Source organism: Streptomyces sediminimaris (genome assembly GCF_047049295.1).
Lineage (GTDB): Bacteria > Actinomycetota > Actinomycetes > Streptomycetales > Streptomycetaceae > Streptomyces > Streptomyces sediminimaris.
Window position 1 is genome coordinate 8,224,007 of record NZ_JBJWOT010000001.1, and the last position, 12,226, is coordinate 8,236,232.

Below are 12,226 nucleotides of genomic sequence, written 5' to 3' on the forward strand. Positions count from 1 at the left end.
ATCCCCGGCTCACCCGGTGCCGTCCGGGCCGCGGGGGCGGGCCGGTGCCGCCGCGACCCCGGTCCGCGCGGGCTCCGGGGCGGTGCCGGTGGGGGCGCCCGTGAGGTACTCGAGCGTGCCCGTGACCTCCAGGAGCCGGTCCAGGTTCGCGGGACGGTCGTCGAGGTGGAGCTGGACGGCCGCCGCCGCGGTGCGGCGGCGGATCATCAGCAGGACGGACAGGCCCATGGAGTCGGTGACGCCCAGCCGGGCGCAGTTCAGGCGCAGGTGGCCCAGGTCCGGCCGCCCGGCGAGTTGCTCGGTGACCGTCTCCAGAAGCCGGTCGGCGGTCTCGTGGTCGAGGTCGCCGTCGATCTCGACCCGGAGCCCGTTCTCGAGGCCGACCGTGGTCAGCCGCAGGTGCGCGGGGGGCAGCGTCGTCATGCGGGGTTTCCGGCGGCGTCGTGTTCGGTGACGAGTACCCGGGTGCCGTGTTCGAGGATGCGGGAGGCTCGCGGGAAGTCCTTGAGCTCCGCGGCCAGGAGGCGCAGCGCCGGTGGCAGGCTCTGTGCGGGTACGCCCCGTGCCGCCAGGACCCCGGCGGTCCAGGTCAGGAACTGCGAGAAGAGCTCTTCGCTGTCGAGGTAGAGGGCGACGGCGAGGAACTCCACGATGTGTGCGAGGTCCTCCGCGGTGCGCTCGCGCTGTGCGTCGCTGTAGGCGCGCATGGCGGGAAGAGCCTCCTGCAGTCCGGTGAAGACGCTCCGGACCAGGGAGGCGCTGTTGCGGGCGACCAAGGTGTACTCCTGGTCGGCCAGGTGCGGCAGGTGGTCGACGGCCTGCTGGCCCCGCCGCGGGCGGGGCAGCGGTCGCCGGGCGAGGAGGTCGGCGGCGGCCCGGGCGTCGGGGGCCCATGCCTGCGCGCCCAGCGGTGCCGCGTGCCGGCCTTCGGAGCCGAAGGCGGCGCCGCCGACCAGGACGGGCACCCCGACGGCCTGGCAGGCGGTGATCGTGGCATGCGCGGTGGGCAGCCTGCCGGCGATCGAAGCGGAGAGCGCGACCGCGTCCGGGCCGGTGTGGTGCAGGTGGGAGATGAGATGCGGGGCCGGCACCTGGGCGCCCAGGTGGTCGACCTGCCAGCCGTGCAGCCTCAGCACCTCGGTCAGCAGCCGGGCGGGCAGCGCGTGCCACTCGCCGTCCACGCAGGCCACCGTGATCCGGCCCCGGGTGGGGGAGACACGGGCGGAGGGGTGCAGGGCGAGGGCGGCGACAGCCCGTTCGTTGATGGCGGTCGCGGCGTGTTCCTGGGCGACGCTGATGTGGTTGGCGGCCCATTCCTGCCCGACCTTGCCCTGTACGGCCGCGATCACGTCCAGCAGCACGCTCTCCGCGCCCAGTCCGTCATCGACGGCGCGCAGCACCAGCCGGGTGGCGGTGTACTCGTCGCCGGCGACGACCGCGTCCCACAAGTGACCGGTCAGCTGCCCGAGGCCGGTGCCGGCGGTGGTCCGGGGCAGTGGGGGGCTGGTGCTCATGCGCTGTACCTGTCTCGGATGCGGTCGTTCACCGTGCTGACGTGACGGGTGCGGGGTGCGGAGATCACGACGACGGCCATGTCGTCGTGGCGGCGGTCGCCGAGCCACTGCCCGGCGAGCATCTGGACGTGCTCCACGATCCCCTCCGCCGGCATGCCCGCACAGTCGGCGAGGGCGCGCCTGAGACGTCCCTCGCCGAACATGTCATCGCCCATCGGCCCGCCTCTGGCCTCGGTGATTCCGTCCGTGTACAGGACGCAGGACTCGCCCGGTGCCAAGGTGACGGAGACCGTGCGGGCGGACACGTCCGGCATCGCCCCGACCAGGGTGCCGCGGGTGCCGGCCTCCGTCACCGTGCCGTCCGTGCGGATGATCAGCGGGGGCGGATGGCCGGCGCTGGTCAGTTCGATGCCCACCGCGCTCCCCGTTCGGACGGCGGAGGCCAGGACCAGGGTCGCGAAGCGGGTGTTGTGGGAGTTCAGCAGTGCGGTGTTCAGCAGACTGAGCATCCGCTGGTGGTCGTTGGCCAAGGGCAGCAGGGCGTGCAGCGTGTTGCGGATTTTGCCGGTCAGTACGGCCGCTTCCACGCCCTTGCCGCAGACGTCCCCCAGGGTGACGAAAGAGGCGTCGCCCTCCACCGGTGCGGGATGCACGTCGTAGAAGTCACCGCCGATCCGCTCGTGATCGGCCGACGGCCGGTAACCGCCCGCGAAATCGACCCCCGAGATCCGGTGCAGGCTCGGCGGGAGCAACTCCCGCATGAGGACCTCGTTGACGGCGTGCTGCTCCGCGTAGAGGCGCGCGGCCGACATCGCCGCCCCGGACCGCGCGGCGAAGAGACGGGCGAAGACCTCCTCCGCCTCGGTGAAGCCGGCCGTGTCCGACCCGCGCAGCAGGACGAGTGCCCCGGCCGGGACGCCGTGCCCCGGCAGCGCGGTGATCACTATCGAGCCGACCGGGCCGAAGCCCTCGGGGACGAGCCACTCGGGTGCGGACGACGGGTCGATCCACCGTGAGGGCACCGGCGGGAAGCCGCGCAACGCCTCGCCCAGGCCCGGAACGCCGTCCGGGTCCACCGGCTCCTGCGACAGAGTGGGGGTACCGCCCCGCACGCAGGCGACCACCGGCAGTCTGTGCCCACGGGCCGGCGCGATGACCAGCGCCGCGTCCGCGAGCCGCTCGGCGGCCAGCTGCGCGGTCACCTCCATGCACCGCCGCAGATTGAGGGAGGACTGCAGTGTGCTCGACGCCTCGGTGAGAAAAGCGGTCCGCTCCCGCTCCGCGGACAGAGCCTCCCGCGCCAGTCGGCGATCGGTGTCGTCGACCAGCCACCACACCACAGTGCCGTCCTCGCGCACGCCGGGGTGCGCCTGGAAACGACGCTCACCGATCATGCCCGCGGGCGTCGGGTCCACGGCCCGGTCGCGGGACCGTCCGCGGGAAGGCAGCGCGCGGTGGGCGGCGGCCAGCCACGCCGGGGCCGCGTCCGCCAGTGACGTTCCCGGACGTGCGGCAGGCAGGAACGCCCCGGCGGCATCGTTGCGCGCCACGACCCTGCCCCCGGCATCGGCGATCAGGACCGGAAAAGGAGCACTTGCCCACAGGGTGTCCGAGACCGAGCCGGTCCTGCCCTGTTCAGGGGGGAAAGCCATACTGGAGGATCCGCTGCGCGAATCCCTCACCTCATCCGGTCGCAGAAAAAGTTGTCTGAAGACAACGATCGCTCACGTGGCCCTCCTGTGGCAACTGTGCCCGTTCCCGGCGCCGGGAGGGCCCGCAGGCGGCGCGGCCGCCCCCTCGGGGTCTCGTCGGGTGCGCGGCGCGGTCCGGTCGGGCCGTCGGCCCGGACGCCGGGGTCCGGGCCGACAGGTGTGGTGCGGGCGGCTCAGCAGGTGGGAACGCCGGGCAGCTGGTATGCGGGATTGTCGATGTAGATGTTGCTGATGAAGCCGTTCTGGTCGCGGAGCTTGCTCCACCAGTTGTTGGTGTAGCCCTCGGCGTTGACCGTGTCGCCCTGCTTCTGGCACAGCACCCGGACGCTGGTGGGGCCGCTGAGCGTGGTGACCACCGGCGAGCTCAGGTGGGCGTCGCTGCGGACGCGCACCCCGGTGCCCCAGGTCATGAACGGCACGCCGGCGCCGCCGCAGCCGTTGGCGCTGGTGAGGTAGTACTGGTTGTAGCTGCCGGGGTAGGCGAGCGCGCTGCCGTTGATGCGGATGTCCTGGCCGGCGCCGTTGTAGAGCTGCTCGTAGTGGATGTGCGGTCCCGTGGAGTTGCCGGTGCTTCCGGTGACGCCGATCTGCTGGCCCTGTCCGACGTGGGCGCCGTCGGGGACGCTGAAGGCGGACAGATGGAAGTAGTACGTCCGCCAGCCGCCGCCGTGTTCGATGGAGATGTAGTTGCCCGCGCCGTTCGCCTCGTAGTGGCGGTAGGCGGTGCCCGCGGCGGACGCCAGGACCGGGGTGCCGTTGGTGGTGCCGCCGTCCGCGCGAATGAAGTCCAGGGCGCGGCGGACCTCGCCCGAGTGATGGCTGTAGGTCCATCTCTGGCCGCACGGGAAAGGCGCCTGGAAGTTGGGCGCCGCGGCCAGGGCGGCGCCGGAGGTGGTGGCACCCGCCGACGGTGCCGGGCCGAGCAGCAGTGCGGCCAGCGCCAGCAGTGCGGTGACCACCGCCGTCCAGAGGCGTCTGAGGGGCATGACGATTCGCTCCTTCGTGGGGGAAAGCAGCAGGTGAGGCCCGGTCCGAGGACACGGCGAGCCGGAGCACAAGGTAGGGAGGCGCTTTGTTCATGACAAGGTGAAGTCCGCGTCTTTCGCTCAGCATGCAATGTCTTGCGCATGACAATCTCGCCGGCTCATGATGCGACGGCCCGCGCACGGCCGACCGGCACCGGCCCGCGCGGGGACCGGCGGGCCGACCGAGGGAGTGGGCAACGATGCACAGACGCGGCCCGGAGCACCGGGCTCCGGCAGAGCAGGCGGACGTGACGGCGGCAGACCTGGCGGATGCCGCGGTGGCAGACCCGGTGGACGTGACGGCGGCGCCTCCCGCAGACCGTCCCGGACCGGCGGCCACGCCTCTTCAACGGCCCTCCTCCCAACGGCCCTCCTCTCAGCGGCCCTTCCTTCAACGACCCGCCCCTCAACAACCCGCCCCTCAACGGCCCCTCCAGGCGCCGGGATCCCGTGCCTCCACCGGAGAATCCCGTGCCTCCACCGGAGAATCCCGTGCCTCCACCGGGGGATCCCGTGCCTCCACCGGTCGCACCGGTGAGTCCCCCTCGCCGAGACCGGACCGTCGCCGGTGCCGCCCCGCGCGCGGCCTCGGTCGCCGGCTGATGACCCTGGCCGTGGCCGGTGTGGTGCTCGGCGCGCTGGTGGCGGCCCGCGCCTCCGCCGCTCCCTCGCCCCACGGGCTGTCCGGACCGGACGTACCCGCGGGCGTCACCGCGGGCATCGCCGTCTTCGACCGGGCCACAGGCCGGTTCACCGAAGAGCTCAACGCCCAGACGCAGTTCAGGTCCGCGTCCGTCGTCAAACTCCTCCTGGCACTCGACGTGCTGTGGGACCTCGGTCCGGACTACCGGGTCCCGGCCGCGGACCGGACACGGCTGGAGGCCATGCTGCGCAGCAGCGACGACGGCGCGGCCAGCTACTACTGGACGCAGCGGGGCGGCAGCCGGATCATCGAGCGGGCGTCCGCGCGGCTCGGCCTCACCGGCACGGCGCCCCCGCCCGCGGCGCACCCCGGGTACTGGGGGTACACCGCACTCACGGCATCGGACACCGTACGGATCTACCGCTACCTGCTCGACCAGGCGCCCGCTCCCGTACGGGACTTCGTCATGGGAAACCTGCGCCGCTCGACCCGCTGCGCCAACGACGGCTACGACCAGCGCTTCGGCATCCCGTCCGCCTTCACCGGTCCCTGGGCCGTCAAGCAGGGCTGGTCCGGCTTCACCTCCGGTGGCTGCACGGCGGACGCGGGCACACCGGCCTCCACGTCCGCCGCCACGACCGCGACCCACCGGAACCGCAGCGCCACCGAGGCCGCGCCGCGCCGGCGCCCAACGACCGCCGCCTCGGCCGGCACGGTCGATCTGGCCAGGCCCGCACTGCACTCCACCGGCACCGTCGGCGCCGACGACCGGGCCATCGTGGCCGTGCTGACCCTGCACCCCGTCGGCACCTCTTACGGCACCGCGTACTCGAGCCTCACCCGCATCGTCGCCTCCCTCGACGTCCCCGGCGCCCAGCGCCCTCCGGGTGCCTGGCTCGGCACCCTCGGCTCGGGAGTGCGCGTGCGCGCGGACGCCACCACCGACTCGGCCGTGATCACGACGCTGCCGGCAGGCGTCGACGTCCTCGTCGACTGCCAGGAGCGCGGACAGCCGATCTCCGATGGGACCCGCAGCAGTGACTGGTGGGCCCATCTCCCGCAGTACGGCGGCTATATGACGAACGTCTACGTCGACACGAGCGGTGACCGGATCCCCGGCGTCCCCGTGTGCTGACCGGATCCCCGGCCTCCCCGTGTGCTGACCGGATCCACGGCGTTCCCGTGTACCGACCCCCCCGGCCCGCGCTGGTCCTGGCCCGCACCGGCCCTGGCCCGCGCTGACCGAGGCTGGCCCTCGCCCGGTCGACTGCCGTACCGGTGACGGATCGCCGGCTGCCGAAGCGATCGACCGCCCTGCGCCGGCACGCCGGCCACGCCGAGGCGATCGCCGCCTCGTCCCCCGCACGCCGGCTACGCCGAGGCGACCGGCCGCCGCGCCTACCCACCCCCTTCGGACGGAGCGCCCCACATGCCCCGCGGACCGCCTCAGGCACGCGCACGCTGCCCGCCGGACACCCGGCAGCGACGACGGACCACCCGCTCGCGCCGCCCCGGCGACCCACCGTGCCGGCACCCACCCTCACCGAAGCCCACGACCCCCTCTTCAGGAGCCCCCCATGCCGACCCCCCTCTTCCGAGGTTCCGCCACCCGTGGCAGATCCCGCCTCCTGCCCGCACTGAGCGGTGCCACCTGCCTGCTGGCCCTGGCCGGCACCGCGTTGGGCACGGCCCCGCAGGCCACCGCCGCCACGCACGCCGCCGCGTCCCCGGTGTCCTGGCGTGCGGATCTCTCCGCAGCCGGGCCCGACGACGTCAACGTCCGTCACAACGGGGGCGTGTTGCGCGTGCGCGACGAGTCCCTCAGCCCCGCCTCACTGGGCCGGGACCGCGGATACGGCTCCGCCGTACTTCCCGCGCACCACCTGGACCGGCCGGTCGACCGGGTCGCCGTGGACCTGGACGCGAAGGTGCCGAGCGGCGCGAGCGTGGCGGTCGACGTCCGCGGCCGGGACGCCGACGGCACCTGGACCGAGTGGCGGCAGGCCACCGCGGGCAGCCCGGCACAACTGCCGCAGCCCGTCAGCGACGTTCAGGCCCGGGTGACCCTGTGGGGCAGCAAGGCCGGTGCCACGCCCGCAGTCCGCGGCCTGACGCTGACCGCGGACACCGTGAGCGCCCCGCCCGCGCGGCCCGCACTCGCCGCCGCCTCCGCCTTCTCCGCCCGCGTCTACGCCACCCGTGAGGGCCTGGTCGGCGGCACCACCGCCAACGGACACGTCATAGCCGGCAGCGACCACTTCGTCGCCCTGCCCTCACGGCGCGCCCTGTCGCCCAACGGCAGCGGCCAGTACTCGGTTCAGGTGTGCGGCCCGGCGCGCTGCGAGACGGCCCCGGTGTGGGACGTCGGCCCGTGGAACACGCACGACGACTACTGGAACCCCTCGTCCCAGCGCGAGCAGTGGAAGGACCTCGCCCGCGGCCTGCCCGAGGCGCAGGCCGCCTACCAGAACGGATACAACGGCGGGCGCGACGAGTTCGGCCGCCAGGTGGCCAACCCGGCCGGCATCGACCTGGCCGACGGCACCTTCTACAACATCGGCCTGAACGACAACGGCTGGGTGACCGTCACCTATCTGTGGACGGACGGCGGCTCCACCAAATCCTTCCCGACCTGGGGCACGGACGTCAGCATCCGGGCGCAGGCGACCACCAGCTCCACCCGCGTGGCCAGCCTGGCCGGTCCGACGACGGTCCGCGTGAAGTGCCAGGTCCACGGCCAACTCGTCAACTACGACGGCTACAGCAACGACGCCTGGTCGTATCTGCCGGACTACGGCGGCTACATCTCCAACATCTTCATCGACGTCCCCGACGCCTGGCTGCCCGGCGTCCCCAACTGCTGAACCTCCACCGCCCGGCGCGGCGCCGGCGCCCGTGCGCCATCTACGGCGTGCCCGGCGTCGCGCCGGGGTTCGACCTATCGAGCAGGGCCCGCCCCAGGGCCGTGCGGTGGTGCAGGACCCGGTTGCCCGCGCGGCGGGTGGCGACGAGTCCCGCCTCGCGCAGTACCGCCGCGTGCCGGCTGGCCGTCGACGGGGCGAGCCGCAGCGCCGCGGCGAGCGCCGTCGTCGTCATCGGCGTGCCCAGCATCTCAAGGAGTTGGGCACGGGAGGCGCCGATCAGCTGGGCCACGGACGGTGCGGCCGCTTCGGAGCGCAGCCGCGGCAGCCAGCCCGGTTCGGGGGAGAGGGGGTGCACCAGGACCGGCGGCAGCGCGTCGTCCGCCAGCGTCAGCGGGGCCCGTACGCAGAAGAAGCCCGGCACCACGGTCAGCGTGCGGCCCCGCAGCCGAAGCAGTCGGGGCTGCGGATAGGGGGCCGCGAGCCGTGTGCCGTGGTGCCGCCAGCCGGGCTGTTCGGCGTAGCTGGCGAGAAGCCCCTCGGCACCGCCGCTCAGTGCCGCCTCGGCGCGCCGGGCACGGTCCTGGGCGATGCGCGCCCGGATCGCGGCCGTGTACGGCTCCACCGCGACGGCGTGGTAGCGCCGCAGGGTGATGCCGAGCCAGCGCAGCGCCGCGGGGTCGCCGGTGGCCACCCAGCTCACGCTGCGGGGCGCCGGACCGCGCAGACCGGCGGAGAGCCGGGTGAGTTCGGCGACGAGTCTGGCCCGTGGCGTGGCGAGGACCCGGTCGACGGCCTCCTCCAGGCCCGTGTCACCGCTGCCGGGGGTGAGGAAGTCGGGGAAGTACTTGGCCGGCGGGCACAGTGCCATCAACGCCCGTACGTCGGCGGCGAGTCCGGTGCTGTGCAGAGCGCGCTTGACCTCCTGCCGCCACGGGTCGTACACCAGTGGCTCCTGCCGGTCCTGCAGCAGGTGGAGGCTGAGCACCGTCTCCCACAGGGGGTCGGGCTCGCGGGCGACCCGTAATCGGCTCAACGCCCCTTCACCGAACTCCACTTGAAGCACCGTGCACGCCCCCCGCACAGGGTGTCGCAGCCGTCGCGTGGTCCGCGGCCCACTATAGTGAACCGCCGCGCGCGGCGACCTGGTCGTACGCGCGCCGTCCTTCTGCCCGGCTTCGACGGCTCGCACGAGACCGGGCAGAAGGGCGACGGAGGGCGGCCCGCCGGGGTGCTACGCGGTGAAGCGGTGGCGGCCGGACCCGACCCGGTAGACCGCGCAACCGGCTTCCTCGCGGAGGAACGTAGCGCGTGTGTGCGTGACGGTCTTGGATGTGCCGGCCGGGACCCAGACCTCGGCGGTCGTGTTGGGTGGCACGGTGCACGACAGGGTGAAGCCGCCCGAACCCTGTCGCCACTGCGTGGAGACGGGGCCGTAGAGAGAGGTGAAGGTGGCGCGTGCGGACGTGACGCCGCCGCCCGGGCGGGGGCGGATGACGATCTCACGGTAGCCGGGCCGGGCCGCCGATATGCCGGCGATGTTGGTGTACATCCATTCGCCCACCGAGCCGTAGGCGTAGTGGTTGAACGAGTTCATGTCCGGGGTCTGGAAGCTGCCGTCGGGCCTGATGGAGTCCCAGCGCTCCCACATGGTGGTGGCGCCCTTGTCGATCTGGTAGCCCCAACTGGGGTACGACCGCTGCCGGAGCAGCCGGTAGGCGACGTCGGTGTGCCCCGTCTCGGTGAGGACGGGCAGCAGGCGGGGCGTGCCCAGAAAGCCCGTCGACAGGTGCCAGTCCTTCCCCTCGATCAGTGCGACGAGCCGGTCGGCGGCCGCCCCGCGCAGGCTGTCCGGCAGCAGGTCCATCGACAGGGCGAGGACGTACGCCGTCTGCGTGTCGCCCTTCACCCTGCCGTCGGCGGTGACGTACGCGCTCTGGAAGGCGGCGCGTACCCGCTCGAAGAGGCCGGCGTAGGGGGCGGGGTCCTGGGAGAGTTCGCGGGCCATGCGGGCCGCGAGGCCGGCGCTGTGGGCGAAGTACGCGGTGGCGATGACGTCCTTGGGCGTTTCGTCGGAGACGTTGAGCCAGTCGCCGAACCCGGCGGCCGGGCGCAGCAGTCCGTCGCTGTTCTCCTCCAGGTACGTCAACCAGGCCTGGACGGACGGCCACGCGTCCTCGAGGACCCGGCGGTCCCCATAGGCCTGGTACAGCGCCCAGGGCACCGTGACGCCCGCGTCCCCCCAGCCGGCGGCGCCGCCGCCGATGCCGCCGACGTCGGGGGCCACGTTGGTGAAGGCGCCGTCCGCGGCCTGTGCGTCGCGCAGGTCCGTCAGCCACTTGGTGAGGAAGCGGGCCGACTCCATGGTGTAGACGGCCGTGGGTGCGAAGACGTTGATGTCGCCCGTCCAGCCCAGGCGTTCGTCACGTGCGGGCGTGTCGGTCGGGACGGACAGGAAGTTGCCCCGCTGCCCCCAGGTGATGTTGTGGTGCAGCTGGTCGAGCATCGGGACGTCGGTGTCGAACTCGAGGGTGAACGGTGCGTCGGTGTGCATGACGCGGCCGGTGACGGCCTTCGCCGTGGGGGTGCCGGGGAATCCGGTCACCTCGACGTAGCGGAAGCCGTGGAAGGTGAAGCGTGGCTCGTACGTCTCTTCGCCGCCGCCTCTGAGGGTGTAGGTGTCGGTCGCGGCGGCGGTGCGCAGATTGGCGGTGTAGAGGGTGCCGTCGGGGTTGAGGACCTCGGCGTGTCTCAGCCGCACGGTCGTTCCCGGGGCGCCCGAGACGCGCAGCCGTACCGAGCCGACCATGTTCTGGCCCAGGTCGAAGACGTAGACGCCCGGCTCGGGCTGTGTCACCTTCCTGGCCGGGAGTTCACGGGCCACCCGCACGGGCCCGTCCACCTGGGCGACGATCAGCCCGGGGGCGGAGTCACCGGCGTCGCGGACGTCGAGCCAGCCGCTGTCGTCGAAGCCGGGTGAGGTCCAGCCGGGGGTTTCCCTGCGCGCGTCGTAGGTCTCGCCGTTGAGCAGGTCGGCGGCGAGGATCGGCCCGGCGGCGGATCGCCAGCCGGTGCCGGACGTGATGGTCTCGCGGGTGCCGTCGGCGTACTCCACTTCCAGCTGCGCCAGCAGGGCGGGGCGTTCACCGTACTGGTGGGGTCCGAACATGCCGACGTCACCGGCGTACCAGCCCGGCGCCAGACTGGCGCCGATCGCGTTGTCGCCCGGGCGCAGGAGCGCGGTGACGTCGTGGGTCTGGTACTGGACCCGCTTGCGGTAGTCGGTCCATCCGGGGGCGAGCTGGTCGCGGCCCACGCGACGGCCGTTGAGGTGTGCCTCGTACAGGCCGAGTGCGGTGGCGTACAGGCGTGCGCGCGCCACCTTCTTCCGCGGCAGCCTGAACGTGTGCCGCAGTCGGGTGACGGCGAAGGACGCCGGGACCACTCTGCCCCAGGGCCCGTCTCCCCACACGGCCGCCTCCCTGGCCGCCGGCCAGCCGCTGTCGTCGAAGCCGGCCTCGCGCCAGCCGTCGGCCGGTTCGCCGTCGGTCGACCTCCATGAGGCGTCGGTGACGATCCGGCGCTCGCCGGAGGCCGTGTCGAGGGTGAGGACGGCGAGCAGACCGGCGGGCCCTTCGGTGGCGTTGGTCGCGGAGACCGCGAGGACGTTCGCGCCGGAGCGCACGTGCGCGAGCACGTCCACGACCGCCGGCCGGCGCCAGCCCTCGTTGTCCGTCGCGAGATCGGTGCGGGCCACCTCGGTGCCGTTGACCGACACCGCGTAGACGTTGTCCGCGGTGATGGCCAGTTTCGCCGCCGTCACCCCGTCCGGGGCGTCGAAGGAGCGGCGGAACCAACGGGTCGCCGCGGGCGCGCTGTTGGCCGGGTCGCCCTCGGGGTACCAGATCCACCGGCTGCCTTCCGGCGACGGCGCGTCCGTGAGGGCCGGGGCGGCGGAGATCCACCGCGCGGACCACTGCGCGGGGTCCAGCAGACCGGTCTCCCACCATGAGGGAGCGCTCCAGGCGGAGACCCCGCCCCGGGTGTCCCAGACCCGCACGGACCAGAAGTACCGTGTGCGCGGCTGGAGCCGGGGTCCGGCGTAGGGGACGAGGACGGACTCGCCGGAGGTGACCTTCCCGCTGTCCCAGACGTCGGGGTCCGCGAGGAGCGAGGCACGGGAGGCGACGCGGACCTGATAGGCGCTCTGCTGCACATCCGTCGCCTTCGCCGCCAACGGCCAGCTGAACCGGGGGCGTTGCACGTCGAGACCCAGGGGGTGGCGTACGTACTCGACGGTGGGCGCGGTCACCCGCGGGGCGCCGCGCCGCCCGGTGGTTCGGGCGGCCGTGCGCGCCTGTGCGGCCGCTGCCGGTCCGGTGTCGCTCGCGGCGGCGGCCACCGTGACCGCCGCGGCCACCATGATGCTCCTCCTGCTGATCACTACGACTCCTCACACCTGGATGATGAA

General features: G+C 73.2%; 8 protein-coding genes. 2 read left to right on the plus strand and 6 right to left on the minus strand.

Annotated elements, in window-relative coordinates; genetic code table 11:
• Positions 1-9 precede the first annotated feature (9 nt).
• The 4 genes from ACJ9NR_RS37510 to ACJ9NR_RS37525 all read right to left on the minus strand — a co-directional run bounded on the left by ACJ9NR_RS37510 (position 10) and on the right by ACJ9NR_RS37525 (position 4,212).
• Positions 10-423, minus strand: a complete 414-nt coding sequence (locus ACJ9NR_RS37510; RefSeq protein ID WP_412492776.1) for an STAS domain-containing protein — start codon at positions 421-423, stop codon at positions 10-12.
• Complete coding sequence (locus ACJ9NR_RS37515) at positions 420-1,514, minus strand: cobalamin B12-binding domain-containing protein (protein WP_412492777.1); 1,095 nt, start codon at positions 1,512-1,514, stop codon at positions 420-422. The genes ACJ9NR_RS37510 and ACJ9NR_RS37515 overlap by 4 nt, the downstream gene beginning before the upstream one ends.
• Positions 1,511-3,166 carry a PP2C family protein-serine/threonine phosphatase gene (locus ACJ9NR_RS37520; protein ID WP_412492778.1) on the minus strand — a complete coding sequence of 552 codons (1,656 nt, stop codon included), beginning with the start codon at positions 3,164-3,166 and terminating at the stop codon, positions 1,511-1,513. Before ACJ9NR_RS37520 ends, ACJ9NR_RS37515 begins: the two co-directional genes overlap by 4 nt.
• 233 nt (positions 3,167-3,399) lie before the next feature.
• Positions 3,400-4,212, minus strand: a complete 813-nt coding sequence (locus ACJ9NR_RS37525; protein ID WP_412492779.1) for a peptidoglycan DD-metalloendopeptidase family protein — start codon at positions 4,210-4,212, stop codon at positions 3,400-3,402.
• Between the two features lie 641 nt (positions 4,213-4,853).
• On the opposite strand from ACJ9NR_RS37525, the gene ACJ9NR_RS37530 reads away from it, so the two are divergent.
• The gene (locus ACJ9NR_RS37530) at positions 4,854-6,029 is read left to right on the plus strand and encodes a serine hydrolase (protein ID WP_412492780.1); all 1,176 of its coding nucleotides are present in this window, start codon (positions 4,854-4,856) and stop codon (positions 6,027-6,029) included.
• A gap of 442 nt (positions 6,030-6,471) precedes the next feature.
• Positions 6,472-7,758 (plus strand): DUF8814 domain-containing protein, encoded by a 1,287-nt coding sequence (locus tag ACJ9NR_RS37535; protein ID WP_412492781.1) that lies wholly within the window; start codon positions 6,472-6,474, stop codon positions 7,756-7,758.
• Between the two features lie 40 nt (positions 7,759-7,798).
• Here the strand turns inward: ACJ9NR_RS37535 and ACJ9NR_RS37540 are convergent, their stop codons facing one another.
• Positions 7,799-8,812, minus strand: coding sequence for a helix-turn-helix domain-containing protein (locus ACJ9NR_RS37540; protein ID WP_412492782.1), 1,014 nt, complete (start codon positions 8,810-8,812; stop codon positions 7,799-7,801).
• A 177-nt stretch (positions 8,813-8,989) separates the two neighbouring features.
• A complete protein-coding gene (locus ACJ9NR_RS37545) occupies positions 8,990-12,199 on the minus strand; it encodes an alpha-L-rhamnosidase (protein WP_412492783.1) in 3,210 nt (1,069 codons plus the stop codon).
• Positions 12,200-12,226 lie beyond the last annotated feature (27 nt).

Excerpts from the sequence above, each read along its gene's own strand:
- ACJ9NR_RS37510 (WP_412492776.1), bottom strand. The coding sequence starts at position 423 with ATGACGACGCTGCCCCCCGCGCACCTGCGGCTGACCACGGTCGGCCTC.
- ACJ9NR_RS37515 (WP_412492777.1), bottom strand. The coding sequence starts at position 1,514 with ATGAGCACCAGCCCCCCACTGCCCCGGACCACCGCCGGCACCGGCCTC.
- ACJ9NR_RS37520 (WP_412492778.1), bottom strand. The coding sequence starts at position 3,166 with ATGGCTTTCCCCCCTGAACAGGGCAGGACCGGCTCGGTCTCGGACACC.
- ACJ9NR_RS37525 (WP_412492779.1), bottom strand. The coding sequence starts at position 4,212 with ATGCCCCTCAGACGCCTCTGGACGGCGGTGGTCACCGCACTGCTGGCG.
- ACJ9NR_RS37530 (WP_412492780.1), top strand. The coding sequence starts at position 4,854 with ATGACCCTGGCCGTGGCCGGTGTGGTGCTCGGCGCGCTGGTGGCGGCC.
- ACJ9NR_RS37535 (WP_412492781.1), top strand. The coding sequence starts at position 6,472 with ATGCCGACCCCCCTCTTCCGAGGTTCCGCCACCCGTGGCAGATCCCGC.